Below are 22,663 nucleotides of genomic sequence, written 5' to 3'. Positions count from 1 at the left end.
GCCGACAAACGCGCTAGATTAAGGCGGGTTGTTGAATAGTCGTGGTACGCCAGACGCGCAACGATTAGCATCCCATGCCATCGATGGTTGCCTACGCAGATCAAAGGAGTCGCGCAATGCCCAAAGGGTTTATCACTAAGGATTACGCTGTATTGGTGATCGTCGCCGGTGCTGTCGCCGTAGTCCTGTCGGGCTTGGGTTTTTTTTCCAGGCCGGCCGATTGGGCGGGTTGGGTGCAGGCCACGGGATTGATTGTCGGAATGATGGCTGCCGTTGCTATCCCGGCCATTCAGAAGAAGCAGGATGCTGCAGTCCAACATCAGCAATTGCGTACACGTGAAACCGGTTATGCACGCCGTATCCAGTACCTTTGCGGTGAGCTCAGCGAGTTGTTGGCCAAGATCAGCGTCAGTTTGAATCATTTGCGGGCGTCCGATCGGCACCGTTTGCAAAACACGTTGCAGGACTATCTGCATCGCCTGTTCGAATCCCACAAGCACGACTTGAACGATGATCGTGTGGTCATTGCTTATGAATTACGGCAAGTTGCCAATGACTTGATTGATGAACTTGAGAGCGGCCGCGCTGATCGGGTGGTGTTCATGGGCCTTGAAAAGCGCCTGCAAAAACTGGCGCATCGTTGTCAGGTCAACGCCGCAATGGCCGAGCGTAGCTAATTTCGATCGGGCAAAAAAAAGCCCGCACCAGGGGAGGGGTGCGGGCAAGGGGTTGTGCGGAGCAACGCACGATTTCGAGTAAAACCAAATTCTGTAAAAAGCTTTAGCCGTTGAGCTGGGCGCCGTCGAGTTTCTCGGAAAGTGCCTGGGCCGCAGGTAAGGATGCGAATGGGCCGCTGACGGGTTCGCCGTTCTGCATCAGATACCAGCAGGCCAACAGGCCGCGCTCTCTGAGGTTCGCGGGAACAGCACTGCCAACTACCGACATGATTTGAACCTTGGTCATAACTGCCTCCATCAATCTATGGCGCTACTTTAAGGCGCCATGCTTGGATGCAGAAATCACCGCTCTCGATAGTCGACATTGATGACAAGAGAAGTGTCCGACAGGTCGCGAGCGATCAGTCGACGACCAGATCCAGCATTGCAACGACTTCCGGATCGGTCAGCAGGCCTTTTTCGACCAGGTTTTGTGCCAGAAGGGCGAGGAGCTTGGCGGTGCGATGCCCCTCCAGACTCTTCAACTCCGTCAGCGCGCTGTAGACCTTGTTCGAGGTGCAGAGTCCAGCGGCTCGGTGCGGGTGCTGTGTCGGCATAAACGCATTCCTTGTTTTTATGAGGTTCGATACGGCTGTCTACAGGATGACCGGCCATCCGTTGAATGATTCCGACCCCAATGATGATCGGCCCCCGATCCAGTCACTGTTCTGAAAGCGACTGTCGGGTTAGCGGTGTCGCCGGACTGGCTTTACTCAACCTCACGAACAACAACCCCGCCTGAGTGGCGGGGCTGAAGGTCACCTGTTACCAGCGACCGCGATCATAGTAGCCACGGGGCGGGCCGTAGTAATAGCCGGGTGGCGGGCCGTAATGACGTTGCTGATAGTAGACCGGTGGCGGGACGACCACCTGATATCCCGGCTGATAGTAAACCGGTGGCGGCGGCGCCTGGACATACACCGGCTGCTGCACATAAACAGGCTGTGGCTGTTCGACATAGACGGTTCGGTCACGGCCTGACGAAACCGCTGCACCCACGACCGCTGCACCCACGACCGCAGCGCCGACGATGGCACCGACTACTGCCGGACCACCCCAGCCACCACCACCGCCGCCATGGGCGTTCGCTTGACCTGCGAGGGCTAGGGCACCTATTAACAAGGCAACCTTGGGGATTTGACGAATCATGACTGTTCCTCGGCTTTCAACCCCGTTGTCGCGGGCTTGCATTCTTCTCAAGCACTGCCACGGGATAATTCTAAGACAGCGGTTCCAGGGAAAACTGCGAAGCCGTTGCGTAAATTTTGTGTAAGGTATCCAGCGTGTTTATAACTACCGGATCCACTTACTGATGCGGTGTGAATAGTACGCCTGCCGGGCAGGTTTTTTCTAATACCGTTGAGGAGAAATAATGCTGATGGTCCCCAACAAAGAAACGCAGCTATGCATGTCGCTTGCCGGACGCCCCGGTAACTTCGGGGTGCGTTTTCATAATCACTTGTATGAGCAGCTCGGACTCAACTTTTACTATAAGGCTTTTACGACTGACGACCTTCCTGCCGCAATCGGTGGAATACGTGCCCTCGGCATCCGCGGATGTGGCGTGTCGATGCCGTTCAAGGAGGCGTGTATTGATTGGGTCGACGAGATGGATGCCTCTGCAGCCGCGATTCAGTCGATCAATACCATCGTCAATACTGACGGGCATCTAAAGGCTTATAACACTGATTACATCGCTGTAGAGCAACTCCTGCAGAGTCGAGCCGTGCCACGCAGCGAGTTTGCCTTGCGCGGCAGCGGCGGCATGGCCAAGGCGGTGGTGTCGGCCATGCGTGATGCGGGATTCACGAGCGGGATGATTATTGCCCGTAATGAAAAAACCGGCCGCGCCCTGGCTGACGCCTGTGGGTTGCGCTGGCAGGCTGAGCTTGGCGAGGAGCGGCCGCCGTTATTGGTCAACGTTACGCCGCTGGGCATGAGCGGCGCGCAGTCGGAAGAGTTGTCTTTCAACGAGGACGCCATTGAGGCCGCCGAGACGGTTTTCGATGTGGTGGCCACGCCAGCGGAAACGCCGTTAATCAAGACAGCCAGACGTTTGCAGAAACGCATTATCAGCGGCGATGAAGTCGCGGCCATTCAGGCCCTGGAGCAGTTCGTGCTGTACACCGGAGTGCGCCCGACCAACGAGCAATTCCAGCTGGCCGCAGCATTTGCTCGCGGCTGACCAGCGCTTTGGCCCTGTTACCGAGATCGGCTAACAGGGCAGGGTGCGATCCTGGTGGCTATCGGCTATTCAAGCTTCGCCAAACGCTCTTCGAGTGCTGCAATGCGTGCTTCCAGCTCGTCCAGACGTTCGGCCGATGCCGATGCTGAGCTGCCGGAACTGCGCTCTGGCAAGTTTTGCCGGTTGGCGAGTATTTCCTGTAGCTCTTCGGGGTTGCCCAGGGTGTGCATGTAACGGTCTTCCCGCTGCCCGGACTGGCGCGGCACCAACATGGCCATATTGCGGGAAATCAGGCGTTCCAGCTGGTGAACCACTTGCTCGTTGTCCTCGAAGTCATGCATCCGGTTACTTCGGGTGAGCAGCTCGTTGACGGTTTGCGGGCCGCGCAGCAACAAGAGACCGGTCAGAATGACTTGCGCCGGGACAAGCTCCAGTGCCTTGTCGACCTTGTGTTCCCAGCGATCCGCACGGCTGCCCATCACCAGACGCGTCAGGCGACGGCCCTCCAGGGCGCGCAGGCTTTGACCGACCTGGCCTGGCGTCAGGTTCATCACCGGATCGCGGCTGGTTTTTTGATTGCAGGCGGTTACCAGAGCGTTAAGGGTCAGCGGATAGGTTTCAGGACTGGTCGCTTGTTTTTCGATCAGGCAACCCAGAATGCGCAATTCCGTACTGTTCAAGTGCAGCGCGTCGGTCGTGTCGGGCGCGTCTGTAGGTGACGTCAAGGGCTGTTCGATAGACATGGCGCTTTCCATAGGCGATGGCGGGCAGTCAGCCTAGGCTGTGTGATGAATATTTTCCAGCGTCTGAAGCCTGTCTTTGCGCTTTTCCCGGACGGCGACAATAAAGACCAACTGCGTTGCCAGGATAGCGTGCCTATAATCGCTTACCTTTCATTCAGGATCTGTCATGACTATTTCTTTGTATTCCGCCTCCATCCCGGTGTTTCAGCAAATGCTCAATGCCTTGAGCGCTATCCTGACCAAGGCTGAGGCACACGCGACCGAAAAGAACATTCAGCCAGACGCTCTGCTGCAGGCTCGGCTGTTTCCCGACATGCTCAACTTCACCCGCCAGGTCCAGATCGCTGTCGACTTCGCCAAAGGGGCTTCGGCACGTCTGGCGAATGTAGAAATGCCGAAATATGACGATACCGAAACTACCTTTGCCGAGCTGCAAGCCTTGCTCGCCAAGACCCTGGCGTTCATCGGCAGCATCAAGCCTGAGCAGGTCGATGGCAATGAAGCGATCGAAATCATCCTGCGCCCGGGCACACCAAAAGAAAAACGTTTCACCGGCCAGAGCTATCTGCTGACCTACAGCCTTCCGCAGTTTTTCTTCCATGTCACCACCGCTTACGACTTGCTGCGCCACAACGGCGTAGAAATCGGCAAGCGTGACTTCATGGGCACGGTTTAATCCGCGACGTCCCAAGTCGCTGACTAGCTCCAGTCGAGTCGCCGCACGACGGTTTTCACTCTGCACCTAGACAGCATCGGTGAACAGCTTGTGCCTGGCGCTCTCGGTGATCGCGATAATGCCCGGGTGCTTGACCTTGCGTTCTACGGAAATGGCGTAGAACGACTCGGTCACGGCATCAGTCTGGCCGAGCAGCTCGACACCGTATTGCGCTTGTACCTCATCGGCAATCACGCTGGGCGCGACGAATATGCCGCTGCCTGACTTGCCGAAAGCCTTCATCAGCGCGCTGTCGTCGAACTCTCCGACAATGCGTGGCTGCACGTTCTGATCCGCAAACCAGCGCATCAACCTGCTGCGCACGACGGTTTCCTGCCCTGGGATCAGCAACGGCGCGCCCTGCATGCTGGCAGGGAAGTCTTTGCCATAGCGCTGGGCCAGTTCTGGGGTCGCGAAAAAACTGATGCCGCATTCACCCAGTTTCTGGCTATAGCCTTTAATGTCCAGGTGTGAAGGCATCGGACTGTCGGAGATCACCAGATCCAGGCGCTGGATGGCCAGATCGGCCAGCAGGCGTTCCAGTTTGTCCTCGCGGCAACTGATGCGCATCGGCTCCTGCAACTCCATGGTGGGCGCGATAAGCCGATAGACGATCGATTTGGGCACCACATCCGCCACGCCGACACGAAACAGAATCTGCTGCTCGTCCGGCTGCGCGCGCAGCATCGCTTCAAGCTCATTGCCCAGCTGAAACATTTGCTCGGCGTAGGGCAGGGCAAGCCGACCGGCTTCGGTCAATTCCAGCTGGCGTCCGACCCGCTGAAACAAATCGACACCCAGGGTCTGCTCCAGCAGGCTGATCTGGCCGCTGATGGTTTGCGGGGTCAGGTTCAATTGGTCGCAGGCGCGAACAATGCTGCCGGTTTTGGCCACCACCCAGAAGTAATGTAATTGTCGATAATTCAGCATGATGTTTCCCGAATCGGTATTAACGAAGTATACGCCTTGAAAATACGAATTTTCCTGAACTATCTGCCTGACTAGAATGCGCCCCTATCGCCGGACCGAGTCAACGCGTCCGGCTAATCTCATGAGGCACCCCATGATCAAACCTTTGCGCATCGCACTGTTCACGCTTCCTCTCTTGTTTTTGGCCGGATGTGATCAGGTCGAAACATCCACCAAGCAACTGTTGAACACCGCCGCCGATTCTGCCAAACAGGCCATCGATGATACGCAGAAGGCCGCCACCAAAGCGCTGGACGATGCCAGGCAGGATCTATCCATGGCGCAACCCAAGCCGCGCGACAAGACCGATAAAGCCAACCAAGAAATCTGAATTCGTTTTTAACTGAACCAGGGCATCACTATGGAATACCTGTTAGAACTCGCGACAAGCCCGGCGGCCTGGGTCGCATTGGCGACGCTGGTCGTCATGGAAATCGTCCTCGGGATCGATAATCTGATCTTTATTTCGATCCTGACCAACAAATTGCCGGTGCATCAGCAGCAGAAGGCCCGCAGGTTGGGTATCGGCATGGCGTTGTTCCTGCGCCTGGGTCTGCTCAGTACCGTGGCATACATCGTGCAGCTTACCGAGCCGGTCATCGAAGTGTTTGGCCAGACGTTTTCGTGGAAGGACATGATCCTGATCGCCGGTGGCCTGTTTCTGGTGTGGAAAGCGACTACAGAAATCCACCATAGCGTGGATATCAAGACCGAGGCCGAAAAGAAGATCGAGTCGACCCTTACCTTGGGTATGGCTGCGGCGATCGGTCAGATTCTGATGCTCGACCTGGTGTTTTCCATCGACAGCATCGTGACCGCTGTGGGTATGACCGAACACTTGCCAATCATGATCATTGCTGTGATCAGTGCCGTGGTAGTCATGCTGGTTGCAGCGGACCCGCTGGCGAAGTTCATCAACGACAACCCAACCGTGGTGATGCTGGCGCTGGGCTTCTTGATCATGATCGGCATGACGCTGATCGCCGAAGGCTTCGGTGCTCACGTGCCTAAAGGCTACGTCTACGCGGCCATGACCTTCTCGGCATTGATTGAGGGTTTGAACATGCTGTCGCGCCGAGCCAGGCTCAAGCGGGAAGCAGCTCAAGCGTCAGAGGCGAAGTAACTGAGGCAATTATTGAAGAGGTCGGCGCGGATGATATCCGCCGCCGACCTCTTCACTTGAATTCAATGGGCCGCTGCATGGGGGCTTTTTCGTGGCTTTTCGCGTTTGACCGGTGCAACGCCCGTCTCACGGTGATGATGACGACGAGAAATTCGCATCACACCCCAGAGCATGGCGGTGGCAACAGCCATCCATGCGGCGATCAGCATCAAGATTGTCATTCCCAGGCTCATAAGTCCTCCACGGACTTGCTTTTTATCCAGTCCTTTTAATCGACAGTCTAGTACCCTGCATGTTTCGGTAAATTGACCAATGGTCTCGAACTCAGGATCAATTTGGCATAGCCAGCCGCACTGACTGCGCTATCAGGCTATACCCGTGCGCTGTGTCGCCCTATGATCGGCGTTCGAGTCAGGCCGCAGGTGGCCGACGTCTGTTGAAGTGAGTGAACATGCTACCGGTATTACTCCGATCACCCATGGTTGGCACGAAGTGGAAGGTTCTGGCTGTTGCCTTGGTATTGAGCCTGGTCGGCTGTGCTTCAGCCCTTACGCCTGAAATCCAGCGTCTGCCGGACCGGGTTGAGCTCAATAACGTACCGTTCTTTCGTGGCAATGCGTATCAAAGCGGACCTGGTGCACTGGCCAGCATGTTGGCCAATCAGCGTGTCCAGATAACCCCGGGATTGCTCGACAAGCCGCTGCAACTGCCGGGGGGCGAGGCCAGGCTTGAGCAAAGTATGCCGAAGCTGGCGCGCGAGTATGGTTTCCTCGTGTATCCGCTGGATGACGGCTTGCAATCGCTGCTGACGCAGATCTCCGCCGGGTATCCGGTCATGCTGCGCTTTTCCGAGGGCACCGTCCTCAAAGAACCGCGCTACGCGGTGCTGGTGGGCTATAACCGGATCAAACAGACGGTGCTGCTGCATGCCGGCATGAACCGCCGCCTCCTTATGAGTTTCAGCAGTTTCTCATCAGCCTGGGAAAATGCAGGAAGTTGGGCGGTGTTGATCCAGAGTCCGCGTCAGTTGCCTGCCAACTTGAACGAACAGCGTTGGGTAAAGGCGGCGGAAGATCTGGCCCAGGCGGGTCAGGAACAGGCAGCCGGCGAGGCCATCAAGACATTGAAGGCACGCCAGGCCACCCACTGAGTTCGGGCGGCGCAAGGCGCCGCTTTCGATGCATCAAAAACCCAGCTTGTCTCTCAGACCGTAATACCAGGCGCCCAGAGCGGTCAGTGGCGTACGCATCAACTTGCCACCAGGGAAAGGGTAGTGCGGCAGTCCGGCGAATGCATCGTAGCGTTCGGCCTGACCGCGCAAGGCTTCGGCCAGCACTTTGCCCGCCAGATGCGTGTACGTCACGCCATGACCGCTGCAACCCTGAGAATAATAAATGTTGTCGCCAAGTCGCCCGACCTGAGGCAGGCGGGATAGTGTCAGCAGGAAATTCCCGGTCCAGGCGTAATCAATCTTCACGTCTTTGAGCTGCGGAAAAGCCTTGAGCATCTTTGGCCGGATGATCGCTTCGATGTTGGCCGGATCACGGGCGCCATACACCACGCCGCCGCCAAAGATCAGGCGTTTGTCCGCAGAAAGACGGTAGTAGTCCAGCAGATAATTACAGTCTTCGACACAGTAATCCTGTGGCAGAAGTGTCTTCGCCAGCTCGTCGCTCAAGGGTTCGGTGGTAATGACTTGGGTGCCGCAAGGCATGGACTTGGCGGCCAGTTCCGGGACGAGATTACCCAGATACGCATTGCCCGCGACAATGATGAACTTGGCACGGACCTTACCCTCGGCGGTATGCACCACAGGGCTGGCGCCTCGCTCGATGCGAATGGCAGCCGATTGCTCATAAATCGTGCCGCCCAGGGATTCCACCGCAGCGGCTTCCCCCAGCGCAAGATTCAACGGATGGATGTGCCCACCGCTCATGTCCAGCAAGCCGCCTATGTATTGGTCGCATGCCACGACCTCCCGAATCCGGGCTTGATCCATGAGTTCCAGCTGAGTGTGGCCGTAGCGCTCCCAAAGGCGCTTCTGCGCTTCAAGGTGGCCCATTTGCTTGGGAGTGAGCGCGGCGAAGACACCGCCGTCCTTCAAATCACACTGGATCTGATACCTGGCAACCCGATCACGAATGATCGTAGCGCCCTCGAATGCCATCTGCCCCAGCAGCTGCGCCTGTCCAGGTCCGACTGTGCGCTCGATAACATCGATGTCACGGCTGTAGCTGTTGACGATCTGTCCGCCATTGCGCCCCGACGCGCCGAAGCCAACCTTGGCCGCCTCGAGCACCTTTACCCGAAAGCCGTGCTCCAGGAGAAAGAGCGCGCTGGACAAGCCGGTATATCCCGCGCCAATCACACACACGTCTGTTTCCACCTCGCCCTGCAACTGCGGGCGAGGAGGGGCTGGATTGGCCGAAGCTGCGTAATAGGACTGCGGATAAAGAGTGTTCGCCATCCTTTAACCTCCGTTTAATATATTTTACGAATGGCCCGATCCTACCGGAGATCAAAAAACCACACCAGCCAGCGACGTATTAAAGGCGAAAACCGGAAATCGTAAAAAATACGCATATTCATAGAGTTAGCGCGAAAAAAGGTGTTGACACACATTTAGATATCCGTAGAATGCCGACCCACAGCAGGCGCGTAGCTCAGTTGGTTAGAGCACCACCTTGACATGGTGGGGGTCGCTGGTTCGAGTCCAGTCGCGCCTACCAAACAAAATCCGGTCCTGCTGCCGGTCTAGAAGGGCCCACCGAAAGGTGGGCCCTTTTTTGTTGCCTAAACTTCAGATGGATTTGCAAAACTTTTGCAAAACTTTTGCAAAACCCCCACCTCAGAACGCCAAGTCGGCGCTCACATCGACGTACAAAATCTCCTTCTCTGTGTGGCCTTCCTGATAATGCTTGGTCATCTTCTCGTCTGCGTGGCCGAGCAGTGTCTGAATGTACTCCTGTGGGAAGTTCTGCTGCTCGTATAGCCAAGACCCTAAAGCGCGGATCTCGTGAAAGGTGGGTCTCTCATCAGCTGGCAAGTGGTCATAAGCATGGGCGTCGTCCCGCGTCTTGGTAAATGCGTTGGTGAGATAGTTGGGCGTAACCGATGTCCAGTGTTCCTTTGTCTTGATCTGGTCACGGTTCCGCGCCATTGGCCGGTAATGGATCAGGAACGGTGAGGCTACCGGCGACCGCATGCACTCCAGCACCACTTCCCGCAGGGCCTTGCTCATGACAATCCGTAGATGCGCGGGGTTGTCATAGCCCTGGGTTTTGCCTGGGGAAACCGTGAGGGTGTTGCATTCAAGGTCGACGGCCGATTTCTGCCAGGTGACGATATCTTCGCGCCTTTGGAGGCCAGCGCCAAGCGGATTGCCCGCTGGAGCCATTCAGGTGTGGTGCTGGCGCCGATAATCGTTTCGAAACGCTCAAGCAGGTAACGCATGGTGGGAAGGCGATCCCCAGTCAATAGCGTCAGTAGTGCGCCGTCATCCACCATCAGCGGCGCGAGTTTGGCGTTGGCCGCTCTGGCCAGCTTGATTGCCTCCTCCATTGGCCTGTTGATGCTGGTCATCAGACCGGTGATTGGGTTCCGGTACCGCCAATATTTACCGTTTGGGTAAAGGTTCGGCGGCAGCTTGCGAGTCGCAAGGGTTCGGGGCCGGGCCGCCATCAGCCCGTGCTCAGCATTTGTTCAAGCAGCGGGTCGTTGGAGCCCAACAGCGCCGCCTGTAGATCGACGAAGTGCATCCCGCCTTTTACTTCACCCACGATTTCGCCTTCCTCAATCTAATCCCTATGGCCGGCTCGATCTCGATCTGGGCAGCCGGATAGATTTCGGAAAAATCGCTGCCTGAGCAGTGGTGCAAAAATGCGAGATGCAAAACTCGGGCGCAGAATTCTCAACTTTTGTTGAGAACTTTGCGAAAGCCTCACCTGACGAAGGGTGGCCTACGAAGCCTATCATCGCCTGCCGGCGATATTTTTCCTTACTCCGCCCCGTTTTCCCGCGACCTCCAGGAGCCTCTTGAAGGTGGCGCATTCCATATGTGACGGCGCAGGGCACTCGGCGACGTGTCGGAGCGTGTCGCGGAGCGCGATCAATTCGCGGATATGCCGATCAATCTCGTCGGCCTTTTGATGAAGCCCGGCGCGCGGTAGGTCTGGCATGCCGTTTCTGCCGAACATCCCGGCGATCTCTTCAAGCGAGAACCCTGCCAATTTACCCATCGTGATCAGCTTGAGTTGCAACAGGACTTCGGGCGGAAACTGCCGGCGCAACCCGTGCCGTGAAACCGAGTAAATCAGCCCCACTTCCTCGTAGTAGCGTAGCGCCGAGGGTTTGATTCCGGTCTGTGCCGAAACCTCTCCGATATCCAGAAATTTCATGCTTGACCTCAAGCCAACTTGAAGTGGCAGCATGCTCTTGAATAGACATTCGAGCAAGAGGACAAGACGATGCAACAGGCTGAAACACTCACACAAGAGAGGAAACAATCGGGGGTGACGATCACGCTGGCTTTGGCGATGCTACTGGCCTCGCTCGGCACCAGTATCGTCAATATTGCACTGCCGGCGCTGGCCGAGGCATTTTCCGCGCCCTTTGTCGAGGTGCAGGCGGTCGTCATCGCCTATCTTGCAGCTATGACAACCACAGTCGTCATAGCCGGTCGGCTCGGCGACAATCATGGACTGAAACCCGCACTGCTCGCGGGCATTGGCCTGTTCTTCATCGGCTCGCTTTTAGGCGGTCTTGCGCCGAACCTGTGGTCGCTGATCGGTGCGCGTGCACTTCAGGGCATCGGTGCGGCCTTCCTCGTGACGCTTTCCATGGCGCTGATGCGTCAGACCGCGAGCGAAGCGAGCGTAGGGCGAGCCATGGGCCTGCTCGGCACGGTCTCGGCGCTGGGCACGGCTCTCGGTCCTTCGCTGGGTGGGCTGGTGATCCCGGCAATGGGATGGCGCGGCATCTTCTGGATGCAGCTCCCGCTAGCGGCCATCGCCTTGTTTCTGGCTTTCACCTTGTTGCCGAGCGACGCCGGTAAGGAGAAGGCACCCTCAGTAAGTCTGTGGTCCGTGCTGAACACGGGCCTTGTTCCCAATCTTCTCGTCAACCTGCTGGTCGCCGCCGTCATGATGACGACGCTCGTGGTCGGCCCGTTCTATCTAGGCCTCGGGCTCGGCCTGAAGGAACGATCGGTGGGGTTCCTCATGGCGATTGGTCCGGTGATCTCAATCTTCAGCGGCGTTCCCTCCGGGCGACTGGTTGATGCTTGGGGGAGCAGCCGGGTGCTGGCGATTGGGCTCGTCCTCATGGCCGTCGGTGCCTTCCTTCTGGCACTCTTGCCAAACATGATCGGAGTCGTTGGCTATGTACTCTCAATCATCGTCCTGACGCCGGGCTACCAGCTCTTTCAGTCCGCCAACAACACCGCCGCGCTGGCGGATGTTTCAACGGACCGACGCGGCACGGTCTCAGGACTCCTCAGCCTGTCGCGGAACATTGGGTTGATCGGGGGTGCATCCATCATGGGGACGGTCTTCGCCTTTGGCGTCGGGACGGAAGAGCTTGCCCATGCCGCTCCTGCGGCAATTGCCAGCGGCATGCAGCTCACCTTCCTGCTCGCCGGTGGAATGATAACTGTCGCGATCGGCACCAATGTTTTTGTAAGGCGGTCGTAACCAGCATTGCTGTCAGCGGAACAGGATCAGGAGATGCAAAAATCCTGACTTCCCATCGGAAGCATTGCGAACTGGAAACGCTCCCAAACTCGTGTCACATTTGGGTACACCCTAGAGTGACATTCAAATGTGACGCGCGCGGAGTGTAATAAAAGGGTGGATTTTCGATAAAAGTGACGTTACACAATCGAAGTCACCCTAATGTGACTGATTCGCCATGGCTCGCATCGGATACGTCCGCGTCAGCACTACAGATCAGGACCTCGATATTCAAAACGAGCGTCTGAAGGCTACCGGTTGCGAAATAATTCGGTCAGAGACCGGATCAGGAGCGTTCCGAAAGGGGCGGTCCGAGCTGGAAACCATCATGCCGTTTCTGCACGCGGGTGACGAACTGGTGCTGCTGCGGCTTGATCGGTTCGGTCGTTCCACACGCGACGTTCTCAATCTCGTTCATGAGCTTGACGAAAAGGGGGCGTCCCTCCGCGTTCTTGAGCCCTAAGTCACGACAGCCGGAAGCATGGGGCGAATGGTCACCCCCGTCGTCAAGTACCTGCACACCCTTGGCACCCGCTGCTGCCTAAACTTGAATCTATCTATCGCTGGATATAAGTGGTCAGCACTCCACTCCATGTTCGAGGTGGCAGATGACCACGTTAGATAGGCGTACTCGATAAGATTACAGTCGCTGCTGGTGTTATGTGCCGGTACATCCATCAATTCGTGCATGGGAAATAACGTCAATCGTTACAGTCTGGCTCCGGGTTCATCGGCCATTGCGGATTGTTGAAGATATGTGACCTGGAACCCAACGAAGTCTGGAAGTTTCACAACTCCGCGGATGCGGACATACCCGTTCGGCTTATGGGTGTCTGGGAGACGGTGGGGGTGCCAGGCATACCGGATGCTATGGCGCTGCTGAGTCTACTGGGCGACCGCAATCGCTACACGTTTCATGACACCAAGCTCGCTCGACGTGAACCGCATTTATTCTCGTCACCTGCGTCTGTTTCGAAATCTGCTCCGCTCTGACAATGGTCGAGCCAGACCGCTTGAGCACCTGATGATCAATAGTCGGGCGTATCGAGTGGGCTGGCCGACAATCTGTCATTGAGTAGGAGACATGATGGCCAAGCTCGCGTTTTTCATGATTGGATTTCTGGTGTTGACCATTGGCATCGCGCTCCTTGCAACGATCCCGCCGACATAGCGACCTCGCGTCAGCAAGCTGACGCTTGCCACCTACATCGGATCTGCTATGTTGTATGACGTCGTATAAATCAGTTGCATCTCTGCGTCATCACAACAATAAGGAATCATCGATGAAGAACTACAAACTGCTGCTCGGTTTTCTGTGTCTGTTCGGCGGCTACGTAGCCACCGCTCACGCCTCTGACGAAGCTGACGTTGAAAAAGCGGTAGATAAGCTGACCCAGGCGATGTGGCACAAGGACATAGCCGAACTGCAGGCGTTGACGGCGGACAACCTGACTTATGGTCATTCCAGCGGCACCATTCAGGATAAGAAAGCGTTCATCTCCGACATCGAGACCGGCAAAAGCGCGTTTCAGGAACTGAAGATGCTCAATCAGAAAATCACCCTGTCCAACGACGTTGCGCTGGTTCGCAATCACTTCTCCGCTCAGGCCATCAACAGTGGGAAACTGGTGCCGACCGAGATCGAGAACTTCCAGATCTGGCAGAAGCAGGATGGCAAGTGGTTGCTGATTGGTCGCCAAGCCTTCCGTTTCTGATCGTTAGCCCATGTTCTGTCCCGGCAGTGGACGGAACATGGCAAACCCGGCATGAAATTGTCTAAACGATGACATGCGCCTGGTAGCGGGTTTATTTCAACCCGCTTGCCTCGCGTAGGACTTGACGATGGCTTTGGTCGCCGAGCTGGCATTGAGGTCACTGACGTTTTTCATGTGCAGCCACTTGCAGGCCGCGATTTCATTTTGCGGCGACGGATTGGCACACGCCGAGACTTCTGCCATGAAAATGTGATGAACGACTTTGTCTTTTCCGTACTCGGCCAGATAGATCAATTCAAGATCTTCCAGGCCGGTCTCCTCGCTGAGCTCCCGTATTGCTGCTTGCTCTGGCGTTTCACCGGTTTCGATTCTACCGCCAGGCAATGCCCATCTTGATTTCGGTTTGCGCACATAGAGAATCATGCCATCGCGCCTGCAAATCACTGTCGCTCGTTCTTTCATATCTGCTCTACCTTTTCACACGACCAATGGCCACTGCGGGTCGTTTGCTTGTGCTGCTGTGCTCGAAGGTAAATCAGCTAACTCACGTTTATAAATTCACTGTCATAAATCCTTCACATTCATTGTATAAGCATTAATGATGCCAAGTGCGGTGCATATATGTTTTTGACAAAAAAGGCCCGGTGCAAGACCGGGCTGGTGTAATTGCTCTGGGCAGAGTCTGCCGGGATGGCTCGCACCATCAACTAACTATTCATGACTGCTGAAGAAATCCGGTTTCGCTACGGAGCCGGCGATCCTGCGATAAGTCTGGTCATCCGTGGCCGCCAGGAACTTTCTGCCATCCTTCAATGTTGCCCAGAACGTGACTTCTGTTTCTTCCCCCGCCAGGATGAGACCCGCCGCTGCACCCATCGGTCCCAACATAAGAGCACCTGCGAGTCCCAGGCCAATTGCGTCTTCGACTTTTTTACTGGATGCCTGGCTGGCAATTCCTACCGATTTGAGTGCCTTGCCTGGAATCTGGATACCAGGCCAAGGATGCAGGGGCGTCTCGATTCGGATTGCGCCGGAAATATACTCCCCATCACCCTGAAGAAAGTCACCCGCTAATACCTTGATCTTAGCCATGTGATATCTCCCTGTTTTCAACGAGAAGGATGATTCCACGCCCCAAAAAAGTGCGTGTCAAGCGCGCAGGGACGAAGCGCTGATTCACTTGAGTAACAGGAAATTGCAGTTGTGTGTGGTGTGCGGAATAGAGCAGGCGGGCGCTTAATGGCCGGTAGTGACCGGTTGTCGGACAACTTCTGCCAAACCACCACTGCGAGTGTCCATATCAATTACAGGGCAGTCACAAAGCTGCCATCGGCTACGAAATGCGCTTGAATGGATGGAACTGTTATGACGCTTCGCAACGATTTTCAAAGTCAGGCAAATGCGTTGATGGTTGAGCTGGACGATTCCACTTCAGTGATGATGGGTATGGTTTACTCCCACCAGACCACAGGTCCAGTCTGGGAGGCGGCGTCCATGCGCCAAAGTACTTCGTTCGGTCGCCTGGCCGCGTTCCTCAAACGCTCGGATCACTTCGGTCTGGCCTTGGGCTGAGCGAGGCTTTATGGCTGAGCTTTATACGCACCTTATTGCTTATCGATTCAAGGGTGAGCAGCGCGAGCAGTCATTCGAACTGACTGATGCCGAGCTGCCTGCGCATGTCGCTGCATCGCATCTATTGCAGTTGCACTTCGGCGATTCGGAAAACAGCCTGATCATGCCTTCTGCTGATTCAGCGCCCGACGAGATCATTCAACAGGCGCTGCTGCTCGGTATTTCCGATATCCGTTCCGAGCGCGCAGCGACTCTATAAAAGTGCTACATCGGCGGCGTCACGCCGTCCTTGCCAGCAGATATAGCCTGCGCCGACAAGCTGCCATCTGCGGCTTTCTGGGCAAACATCACCACCTTGACCCCCGGCTTCAACAAACTTCTGTCCCCCGGCACCAGATTTACAATGGGCACGTCTTCAGGAATGACAATTGTCTTCTGCCCGCCCTTGTAGTTCACCGTGATTGAGCGCCCGTTGCTGGTGACCAGATCGCCCACCGCGCCATTGGTCATGGTGCTGTCCTTAGCCAGATCAAACGGGCGGTGCCCATCGCCGGTGCCGGCCATTTCCGGCGGGAAGACGTGGATTTCCAGCGCCTTCAGTGTGCCGTCCGGCAGCGGAACGGCGGCCGAGCCAATGTAACTGCCCGGTTTGATATCAGCGACCTGGGCCAGCGTGACCCCGCGGACCTGGGTTTCCTTCAGCAAGTTGACGGTCAGATCCTCACCTCGATTAGTGCGCACCTTCAACACGTCGCCTTCAATCGCAGAGATCGTCCCTCGCACGCCGACTCTCGGCGCCGGAGCATCCTGCGCAACGCTCTGACTGGCGCCCAACAGACAAGATGTCAGCACCGCAGTGGACAAAAGCATGCCGCGCAATGACTTGCCGAGTAGAAAGTTCATAACGGTAGTTACCTATGAGTCGATCGAGGAAATCGGAGCTTACACCCAATAAAAAATCTTGCCATAAAGTACATCCCACATATTGGGATATCAATTCATATATTGAAATATATAAACATCTCGTCTAAGGTCGCTTGCAACGGTTTCGCCGACTGGTGCCTTCAAGGCCAGCGGTCCCGACAATAAAGACAAAAAAGACAACAGAGGGCTGTTTATGTCCAATCCCATCGAGACTGGCCTGCATGCCAGCACCATCGGAAGACTCAACGTGAAGTTGATTCCGTTTCTGATGCTGCTCTACATGGTCGCTTACATCGACAAATCGAATATCTCCGTCGCTGCATTGCAGATGAACGCTGACCTGGGCCTGACCGCGCGCATGTACGGGCTGGGCGTAGGGCTGTTCTTCCTGACCTACATCCTGCTCGAAGTGCCCAGCAGTCTGATCCTTACCAAGGTCGGCGCGCGGCGCTGGATTGCCAGGATCATGATCACCTGGGGCATCGTTGCAGCGGGTATGTGCCTGGTGCAGACCGCCAATCAGCTTTACGTCATGCGCCTGTTGTTAGGTGCTGCGGAAGCCGGCTTCACGCCCGGGATCATCTATTACCTGTCGCAGTGGTATCCAAAGACTGATCGCGCCAGAGCCATGTCATTTTTTTACATCGGCGCAGCGATGGCTTCAGTGATCGGGTTGCCGCTGTCCGGGGCATTCCTGCACATGGACGGGATCTTCGGCGTCAGCGGCTGGCGTTGGCTGTTCCTGCTTGAAGGTATTCCGGCGGTGGTCCTCGGCATTGTTGTGCTGCGTTATCTCCCGGACTCGCCGGAAAGCACCCACTGGCTGGATGCGGCGCAGAAGAAATGGCTGGCGCGCACGATTGCTGCCGAGCAGGCCACGACGCCGATTTCCCATAAGGACGCCTGGCACGTTGCGTTCCGCAATCGCCGGGTTTGGCTGCTCAGTCTGTTCTGGTTGCTCCAGGCGTTTGGCACCATCGGTATCACGCTGTTTCTGCCGCTGATCGTACAGTCGGTATCGAAACAGGGCTCCTTCACCGTGAGTGTCATGTCGGCGCTGCCATTCTTCGTCGCCTGTATTTTCATGTACTTCAACGGTCGTCACTCGGACAAATCGGGCGAGCGTGGCTGGCACTTGGGTGGGCCGTTGTTGGGCGCTGGCGTGCTGTTGGCGTTGGCGGTGTTCAGCGGCAATCAATGGCTTGCCTACGGGATGCTGGTGCTGGCCGTGGGTCTTAACTGGGCGGCGACGCCAGTGTTCTGGGCGACCACTACCGAATACCTCTCCGGTCCAGCTGCGGCTGTTTCCATTGCCTTGATCAACTCCATTGCCAACCTGGCCGGGCTGGGTCTGCCGCCTGCGATGGGCTGGATCAAGGATGTCACCGACAACTACGACTATGCCTTGCTGCTGGTTGCCGGTGCGTTGCTGGCAGGCGGTGTTTTGGGGATTTATCTCGGAACGGGGAAAACTCCTGCGGTTGCTCAACCTGTTATTCAAGGGAATGTTGATGAAATCTCACGTGCTTAAAATTGCCCGGTTGCCGGAATTGCTCAATGAGCGCTTGTATGCTCAGTACGAAGTGATCGACGCCACGGAAAACCCTGCGGATCTGCCCGCCAGCGCACTCGGTGTTCGCGCGCTGTTGGCCAACGGTGAATCCCGGGTCAGCCGCGAGTTGATCGAAAAGCTGCCCGAACTGGAAATTATCGTGGTATTCGGCGTGGGTTACGACGGCGTGGATGTCCAGGCCGCCAGGGAGCGGGGCATCCGTGTGACACATACGCCGGACGTGCTCACCGACGATGTCGCTGATTTCGCCATGGCCTTGCTGCTGGGCATCGGGCGTCGCACAGCCGACGCTGACCGCTTCGTACGCACCGGAGCATGGTCCGACGGGCCGTTTCCTTTTACCCGGAAAGTCAGCGGTGCCCGATTGGGCATCATCGGTCTTGGCCGTATCGGCAAGGCAATCGCGCGTCGTGCAGCGGGGTTCGACATGCGAATCGCTTACACCGGTCGCAAGCCTCAGGACGTGCCTTATGACTTTTTTGCCTCGGTCGTTGAGTTGGCTGCAGCAGTGGATTTCCTGGTGATCGCCGTGGGCGGTGGGGAACAGACGCTGCATCTGGTCGACACTGAGGTCCTGGATGCCTTGGGCCCGCAGGGCATTCTGATCAACGTCGGGCGCGGCAGTGTGATCAATGAAGGCGCGTTGGCTGCCGCGCTACGGGACAAGCGCATCTACGCGGCAGGGCTGGACGTTTTCGAGAACGAGCCGCAGGTTCACCCGGATTTGCTGGGTCTGGATAACGTATTGCTGGCGCCGCATATGGCCAGCGCGACTCAGGATACTCGCCAGGCGATGGCGGATCTGACGCTGAGCAACCTGGCGGCGTACTTCGCAGGTGAAGCGTTGCCGACACCCATTCCGGTTTGACACCCAAACCACCGACGACTTTCATGCTCATTTACGACATTGTTTTGGTCGTGAGTAATAAAGAAGGGAAATAACTCAACTTTCTTACAGGTCAATCGAATATCCCGCTTGCGCCGCCCAACACCCACCGCGAATATAAGCCCTTGCGGTTTCTGGTTTTGGAGCTTTCATGAATGTACTTCCCTTGGCCCATGACCAGAGACGTCCCGACCATGGCAAAGGTGCAGCAGCGGAATTGATCGCGAGCATGGAAGCGTTACCCCCTACAGCGAGCCAAATCACTATCGAGACGTTGCTCCTGGCTGCGAAAAGCCAGGTGGTGGATGTCCCTTGGGCGGTCTACGGTGCTGGCGAGGCCATGTATTTGTTGGGGCAAGGATCGGCACTGTCCGCGCCCGATTGGCCCGCCAGTATTCAGGCCAGCCAGCTCGACGCGCTGTGCCGGGCCAGACGCTTGCACCGATGGCCTGCCGGCAGAGGCGAGGAGGCACTGGGCTGGTTGCTGGCACCGCAGGAACAGTGCGCGAGCCCGGAGCTGGCCACTCTGGCTCTACAGGTTGGCTACCAGTTGCAGACCCAGGCGCTGGCACGAGCGCAGATTACCCAGCGAGTCTTGTACGAGATCACCTATCTGGCCAGTACGACCCGGCATCGCGGCGCGTTTCTGGAAGGCGTACACAAAGAACTCGCCACGCTTATCGACGCTGAAAACTTCTACCTGGCCCTTTACGATGCGGGCACCGGCAAAATTACCTATCCCTATTACGTCGATATCACCGACGTTGATGCTCTAGAGCCTGAAACACACGAATATCTGGATCCGTCCCAGCTATCGATGACTGGCTATGTCTTGACCAGTGGCCAGCCGCTGTTCGTCGACGCTGCGGATATCGAACGTGCCAGCCAGGAAGAGAGGTTTTTTTGCCTTGGTCATCGGCCCGAGTTCTGGATGGGCGCGCCCCTCAGAAATGCTTCCGATGACGTTTTCGGCATGCTGGCCATGCAGGTTTACGACGTGTCGCGGGTCTACAGCGCAGAAGATCGCGTGTTGTTCCAGGCCGTTGCGCGTCATGTGGCCATGGCACTGGATCGTATTCTTCACCGCGCCGACCTGGAACGAACTGTGCTGTTGCGCACCCAGGAGCTGTCCGCGCTCAACGCCGCACTGCGTCAGGAAGTGCTCGATCGTGAGCGCGCCGAACATTTGCAGAGCGCTTTGTTTCAGATTGCCGAGCTATCGAGCCAGCCGGGAGACATGGCCGAGCTGTTTCACAGCCTGCATTTGATTGTCGGCGATTTGCTGGTGGCGCTGAACTTCTATATCGCGCTGTATGACACCGCGACCTGCGAAGTGACCTTTCCCTACTACGTTGACGAGCGCTTGACCAAGCGGCCTTCGCCACGGCGGGGTCAGCGTGGCTTTACCGAATATGTGATCCGTCAACGGCGTGCCTGCCTGATCGACAGTGACGATGCGCTGCGCCTTGAAGCGCTTGGCGAGATCGAAATAGGTAACGAGGACAATCGATCTTCTTCGTGGCTGGGAATACCGCTGTTCGAAGGTGATGACGTACGTGGTGTGCTCGCCGTGCAAAGTTATTCGCCGCTGGTGAGCTATTCATTGCGCGACCAGGAACTGCTGACCTTTGTTTCGCGCCATATCGACACCGCGCTGTCCCGGCGCAGTGCCGCCGAAGCGGTGCACACCGACAATCTGCGCCTGGAAGCGAGGGTTCGCGACCGTACCCGGGAACTCGATCAGGTCAATGCCAGGCTGCAGCACGAGAACTCTCACGATTCTCTGACGGGCCTGCCCAATCGCAGCCATCTGCAACAGCGCCTGCATGCCGCCTGGCAGGATTTTCGCGACCACGGCCAGCCGATGGTGGTGATGTTTATCGACCTGGACCGCTTCAAACTGGTCAATGACAGCCTCGGGCATCATTTCGGTGACCTGCTGCTGACTCAGGCAGCAGACCGTCTGCGCAGCTGCATGCGTGAAAGCGATTTGCTGGCGCGGTTGGGCGGCGATGAGTTTGCCGTGCTGGCAGTCAGCGCGACGCTGGATAGGGCCGTGGGTATCGCCCAGCGAATTCTCCAGGCCTTCGATTTGCCGTTTCGGGTGGACGCCCATGCGGTGTTTTCATCGTGCAGCATCGGTATCGTCGGCGCCGACAGTCAATTCCATCATGAGCCCACGGACCTGCTGCGCGACGCCGATATGGCCATGTACCGGGTCAAGAATGGCGGGCGTGACAGTTACGCGGTGTTCAATCAAGAGCTGCGTCGGGAAGTCTCCGATCAGGTCGAGCAGGAAGGCGCCCTGCGCAATGCACTCAAGCGCACTGACGAGCTGATTCCATATTTCCAGCCGATCATCGGCATTGAAACCGGCAAAGTGCTGGCCCTCGAGGCACTGATTCGCTGGCGCCAGCCTGACGGGCGGGTGATTGCCCCTGGGCATTTCCTGCCAGCACTGGAAGGCTTGCGGCTGATCGGGCGGCTGGATCAGTACATGTTGCAGAGCGTCATCGCGATCCTGGCGCAACCGGCCAATAGTCATTGGCCGACTGTCCACGTCAATTGCTCCAGCTATAGCATCACCCGCCCCGAGTTCGCCGGGGAACTGCTGGATATGCTGCAACGCTATCAGGTGGCTCCGTCGCGGATTTGTCTGGAATTGACTGAAGGCGCACTGGTAGCCGAGCCGGAACTCGCCCGACAATCCATGAAACAGTTGGCGGACCACGGCATGTCAGTGGTGCTGGACGATTTCGGCGCGGGATTCTCGTCGCTCAGCTATGTGCATCAATATCACTTCAGCGGTTTGAAGATCGACAAGTCGTTCATTCTTGAACTCACCACCAGTGCGCGCAGCCGGGCTATCGTGCGGGCCATTGTGCGCATGGCGCAGTCTCTGGATCTGACCGTTGTGGCCGAAGGCGTGGAAGACGAAGCGACCCTCGATCTGTTGCGTGAAATCGGCGCAGGTCAGGCGCAGGGCTATTACTTCTCCGTACCGTTGCCGCAGGGGCAGTTGCTCCTGAGTGACGATTTCGTCCAGTGAGCGTGCGGCAGTGCGCTGCCACTTGTGGTTGCCGTTTGCCGCTCTCGCTGCCCGAAAAGTAGCAGGCACAACGGTGAGCCCCCGTACTCAAAGGCCTGTAGCGAAGTTCGTGAAGTGGCACTGGTTTTGCTGCGTTATGCGTACTGCACTTTGCAGCAGGAGGTGAGCGATGAATACAGCCAGCATCAGTGCGCTCCATCACTTGGTATCACAAGTGGTAGGGCGCAAGACCCAGGAGGAAACGTCCACAGATGCGTTTTCCGTCCCGGTCGCTACGGCCAGTCCGGTTCCGGCCGTGAACGCAGTCAGCGAGAACACCAGCGACAGCAGCAAGGATTCAACCTTCGACGAAGCATTCGCCAAGTTGTTGGTAAACCTGAAGGCTTCGACCCAGACGACGGATGCGCAAGCCGCATTTACGCCGGTTGCCGTTGATACCAGCATAGCGGCCAGGGATTCAGCCGTAACCAGCGAGGCCGATGTGGCTGCAGCGACGTCTTCGACTTCCTCGGCACAACAGCAGTTCATGGATTTCATGAATCTGTCGCCCGCCGAGCAGATGCGCGAGAAGCTGACAGGGGTGAGCAAGGAAGAGTACGAAGCCATGTCGCCGGAGCAGAAACTGTCCGTTGATAACAAGCTTCAAGCGGCTTTGAAAGAACAGCAACAAACAGCGACTGCCGATATCAACGGCAAGATCCTGGCGGCCAGGTTGGCGTTGGTCTAAGGCTTTTCTGAACAAACACAGTCTGCGTTGGAGCGAG

At 56.9% G+C, this 22,663-nt stretch carries 28 protein-coding genes and 1 tRNA gene; 16 read left to right on the top strand and 13 right to left on the bottom strand.

From position 1 onward, the window contains the following. Window positions 1-116 precede the first annotated feature (116 nt). Window positions 117-677 carry a hypothetical protein gene (locus AABC73_RS16075; protein ID WP_341520036.1) on the top strand — a complete coding sequence of 187 codons (561 nt, stop codon included), beginning with the start codon at window positions 117-119 and terminating at the stop codon, window positions 675-677. Between the two features lie 103 nt (window positions 678-780). Here the strand turns inward: AABC73_RS16075 and AABC73_RS16070 are convergent, their stop codons facing one another. The 3 genes from AABC73_RS16070 to AABC73_RS16060 all read right to left on the bottom strand — a co-directional run bounded on the left by AABC73_RS16070 (window position 781) and on the right by AABC73_RS16060 (window position 1,865). After that, window positions 781-963 (bottom strand): hypothetical protein, encoded by a 183-nt coding sequence (locus tag AABC73_RS16070; RefSeq protein WP_331152648.1) that lies wholly within the window; start codon window positions 961-963, stop codon window positions 781-783. Window positions 964-1,078: 115 nt separating this feature from the next. Then, on the bottom strand, window positions 1,079-1,273 hold the full coding sequence (locus AABC73_RS16065) for a hypothetical protein (protein WP_341520035.1): 195 nt from the start codon (window positions 1,271-1,273) through the stop codon (window positions 1,079-1,081). 208 nt (window positions 1,274-1,481) lie between these two features. Beyond that, on the bottom strand, window positions 1,482-1,865 hold the full coding sequence (locus AABC73_RS16060) for a hypothetical protein (RefSeq protein WP_341520034.1): 384 nt from the start codon (window positions 1,863-1,865) through the stop codon (window positions 1,482-1,484). A gap of 223 nt (window positions 1,866-2,088) precedes the next feature. Between AABC73_RS16060 and AABC73_RS16055 the strand changes: the two genes are divergently transcribed. After that, entirely contained in the window at window positions 2,089-2,901 is an 813-nt protein-coding gene (locus AABC73_RS16055) for a shikimate 5-dehydrogenase (protein ID WP_341520033.1), read from the top strand. Between the two features lie 65 nt (window positions 2,902-2,966). Here the strand turns inward: AABC73_RS16055 and AABC73_RS16050 are convergent, their stop codons facing one another. Beyond that, entirely contained in the window at window positions 2,967-3,644 is a 678-nt protein-coding gene (locus AABC73_RS16050) for a DUF480 domain-containing protein (RefSeq protein WP_341520032.1), read from the bottom strand. 166 nt (window positions 3,645-3,810) lie between these two features. Here AABC73_RS16050 and AABC73_RS16045 point away from each other — a divergent pair, with 166 nt between their 5' ends. Further along, window positions 3,811-4,320 carry a DUF1993 domain-containing protein gene (locus tag AABC73_RS16045; RefSeq protein WP_341520031.1) on the top strand — a complete coding sequence of 170 codons (510 nt, stop codon included), beginning with the start codon at window positions 3,811-3,813 and terminating at the stop codon, window positions 4,318-4,320. A 66-nt stretch (window positions 4,321-4,386) separates the two neighbouring features. Here the strand turns inward: AABC73_RS16045 and nhaR are convergent, their stop codons facing one another. Then, window positions 4,387-5,289 carry a transcriptional activator NhaR gene (nhaR, locus tag AABC73_RS16040; protein WP_331152654.1) on the bottom strand — a complete coding sequence of 301 codons (903 nt, stop codon included), beginning with the start codon at window positions 5,287-5,289 and terminating at the stop codon, window positions 4,387-4,389. Between the two features lie 133 nt (window positions 5,290-5,422). On the opposite strand from nhaR, the gene AABC73_RS16035 reads away from it, so the two are divergent. Both AABC73_RS16035 and AABC73_RS16030 read left to right on the top strand, forming a co-directional pair. Beyond that, a complete protein-coding gene (locus AABC73_RS16035; protein WP_341520030.1) occupies window positions 5,423-5,659 on the top strand; it encodes a hypothetical protein in 237 nt (78 codons plus the stop codon). Window positions 5,660-5,689: 30 nt separating this feature from the next. Then, window positions 5,690-6,451 carry a TerC family protein gene (locus tag AABC73_RS16030; protein WP_341520029.1) on the top strand — a complete coding sequence of 254 codons (762 nt, stop codon included), beginning with the start codon at window positions 5,690-5,692 and terminating at the stop codon, window positions 6,449-6,451. Window positions 6,452-6,513: 62 nt separating this feature from the next. Here AABC73_RS16030 and AABC73_RS16025 read toward each other — a convergent pair whose 3' ends face one another. Continuing rightward, window positions 6,514-6,684: a hypothetical protein gene (locus tag AABC73_RS16025; protein ID WP_341520028.1), complete on the bottom strand. Its 171-nt coding sequence runs from the start codon at window positions 6,682-6,684 to the stop codon at window positions 6,514-6,516. A 245-nt stretch (window positions 6,685-6,929) separates the two neighbouring features. Between AABC73_RS16025 and AABC73_RS16020 the strand changes: the two genes are divergently transcribed. After that, window positions 6,930-7,601 carry a peptidase C39 family protein gene (locus AABC73_RS16020; RefSeq protein ID WP_341520027.1) on the top strand — a complete coding sequence of 224 codons (672 nt, stop codon included), beginning with the start codon at window positions 6,930-6,932 and terminating at the stop codon, window positions 7,599-7,601. 33 nt (window positions 7,602-7,634) lie between these two features. Here the strand turns inward: AABC73_RS16020 and AABC73_RS16015 are convergent, their stop codons facing one another. Next, window positions 7,635-8,918: an FAD-binding oxidoreductase gene (locus AABC73_RS16015; RefSeq protein ID WP_341520026.1), complete on the bottom strand. Its 1,284-nt coding sequence runs from the start codon at window positions 8,916-8,918 to the stop codon at window positions 7,635-7,637. 185 nt (window positions 8,919-9,103) lie between these two features. Between AABC73_RS16015 and AABC73_RS16010 the strand changes: the two genes are divergently transcribed. After that, window positions 9,104-9,180, top strand: a tRNA-Val gene (locus AABC73_RS16010). Window positions 9,181-9,299: 119 nt separating this feature from the next. On the opposite strand, the gene AABC73_RS16005 is transcribed toward AABC73_RS16010, so the two are convergent. The 3 genes from AABC73_RS16005 to AABC73_RS15995 all read right to left on the bottom strand — a co-directional run bounded on the left by AABC73_RS16005 (window position 9,300) and on the right by AABC73_RS15995 (window position 10,848). After that, window positions 9,300-9,797 carry a tyrosine-type recombinase/integrase gene (locus AABC73_RS16005; RefSeq protein ID WP_341524254.1) on the bottom strand — a complete coding sequence of 166 codons (498 nt, stop codon included), beginning with the start codon at window positions 9,795-9,797 and terminating at the stop codon, window positions 9,300-9,302. Continuing rightward, window positions 9,689-10,132 carry a phage integrase Arm DNA-binding domain-containing protein gene (locus tag AABC73_RS16000; RefSeq protein ID WP_341520025.1) on the bottom strand — a complete coding sequence of 148 codons (444 nt, stop codon included), beginning with the start codon at window positions 10,130-10,132 and terminating at the stop codon, window positions 9,689-9,691. The genes AABC73_RS16005 and AABC73_RS16000 overlap by 109 nt, the downstream gene beginning before the upstream one ends. A gap of 290 nt (window positions 10,133-10,422) precedes the next feature. Continuing rightward, the gene (locus AABC73_RS15995; protein WP_331152661.1) at window positions 10,423-10,848 is read right to left on the bottom strand and encodes a helix-turn-helix domain-containing protein; all 426 of its coding nucleotides are present in this window, start codon (window positions 10,846-10,848) and stop codon (window positions 10,423-10,425) included. Between the two features lie 69 nt (window positions 10,849-10,917). Here AABC73_RS15995 and AABC73_RS15990 point away from each other — a divergent pair, with 69 nt between their 5' ends. The 3 genes from AABC73_RS15990 to AABC73_RS15980 all read left to right on the top strand — a co-directional run bounded on the left by AABC73_RS15990 (window position 10,918) and on the right by AABC73_RS15980 (window position 13,895). Further along, the gene (locus AABC73_RS15990; protein WP_341520024.1) at window positions 10,918-12,141 is read left to right on the top strand and encodes an MFS transporter; all 1,224 of its coding nucleotides are present in this window, start codon (window positions 10,918-10,920) and stop codon (window positions 12,139-12,141) included. 217 nt (window positions 12,142-12,358) lie between these two features. After that, on the top strand, window positions 12,359-12,643 hold the full coding sequence (locus AABC73_RS15985) for a recombinase family protein (protein ID WP_341520023.1): 285 nt from the start codon (window positions 12,359-12,361) through the stop codon (window positions 12,641-12,643). A gap of 820 nt (window positions 12,644-13,463) precedes the next feature. After that, window positions 13,464-13,895 carry a nuclear transport factor 2 family protein gene (locus AABC73_RS15980; protein ID WP_341520022.1) on the top strand — a complete coding sequence of 144 codons (432 nt, stop codon included), beginning with the start codon at window positions 13,464-13,466 and terminating at the stop codon, window positions 13,893-13,895. 96 nt (window positions 13,896-13,991) lie between these two features. On the opposite strand, the gene AABC73_RS15975 is transcribed toward AABC73_RS15980, so the two are convergent. Continuing rightward, the gene (locus AABC73_RS15975) at window positions 13,992-14,357 is read right to left on the bottom strand and encodes an NUDIX hydrolase (protein ID WP_341520021.1); all 366 of its coding nucleotides are present in this window, start codon (window positions 14,355-14,357) and stop codon (window positions 13,992-13,994) included. Window positions 14,358-14,606: 249 nt separating this feature from the next. Beyond that, the gene (locus AABC73_RS15970) at window positions 14,607-14,987 is read right to left on the bottom strand and encodes a hypothetical protein (RefSeq protein ID WP_341520020.1); all 381 of its coding nucleotides are present in this window, start codon (window positions 14,985-14,987) and stop codon (window positions 14,607-14,609) included. 273 nt (window positions 14,988-15,260) lie between these two features. Between AABC73_RS15970 and AABC73_RS15965 the strand changes: the two genes are divergently transcribed. Further along, window positions 15,261-15,467: a hypothetical protein gene (locus AABC73_RS15965; protein WP_065835546.1), complete on the top strand. Its 207-nt coding sequence runs from the start codon at window positions 15,261-15,263 to the stop codon at window positions 15,465-15,467. A 10-nt stretch (window positions 15,468-15,477) separates the two neighbouring features. Continuing rightward, the gene (locus AABC73_RS15960) at window positions 15,478-15,726 is read left to right on the top strand and encodes a hypothetical protein (protein ID WP_341520019.1); all 249 of its coding nucleotides are present in this window, start codon (window positions 15,478-15,480) and stop codon (window positions 15,724-15,726) included. Between the two features lie 5 nt (window positions 15,727-15,731). Here AABC73_RS15960 and AABC73_RS15955 read toward each other — a convergent pair whose 3' ends face one another. Next, a complete protein-coding gene (locus AABC73_RS15955; protein WP_139110574.1) occupies window positions 15,732-16,337 on the bottom strand; it encodes a hypothetical protein in 606 nt (201 codons plus the stop codon). A gap of 247 nt (window positions 16,338-16,584) precedes the next feature. On the opposite strand from AABC73_RS15955, the gene AABC73_RS15950 reads away from it, so the two are divergent. From AABC73_RS15950 to AABC73_RS15935, 4 genes are all read left to right on the top strand, one after another. Next, a complete protein-coding gene (locus AABC73_RS15950; RefSeq protein ID WP_341520018.1) occupies window positions 16,585-17,922 on the top strand; it encodes an MFS transporter in 1,338 nt (445 codons plus the stop codon). Continuing rightward, window positions 17,903-18,832 (top strand): 2-hydroxyacid dehydrogenase, encoded by a 930-nt coding sequence (locus tag AABC73_RS15945; RefSeq protein ID WP_341520017.1) that lies wholly within the window; start codon window positions 17,903-17,905, stop codon window positions 18,830-18,832. Before AABC73_RS15950 ends, AABC73_RS15945 begins: the two co-directional genes overlap by 20 nt. A 169-nt stretch (window positions 18,833-19,001) precedes the next feature. Further along, window positions 19,002-21,899: an EAL domain-containing protein gene (locus AABC73_RS15940; protein WP_341520016.1), complete on the top strand. Its 2,898-nt coding sequence runs from the start codon at window positions 19,002-19,004 to the stop codon at window positions 21,897-21,899. A gap of 169 nt (window positions 21,900-22,068) precedes the next feature. Then, window positions 22,069-22,626 (top strand): hypothetical protein, encoded by a 558-nt coding sequence (locus AABC73_RS15935; RefSeq protein ID WP_341520015.1) that lies wholly within the window; start codon window positions 22,069-22,071, stop codon window positions 22,624-22,626. Window positions 22,627-22,663: the final 37 nt, after the last annotated feature.

Origin of the sequence: Pseudomonas sp. G.S.17 (genome assembly GCF_038096165.1) — a bacterium.
Lineage (GTDB): Bacteria > Pseudomonadota > Gammaproteobacteria > Pseudomonadales > Pseudomonadaceae > Aquipseudomonas.
This window is presented reverse-complemented; position numbering and strand designations above follow the sequence as displayed.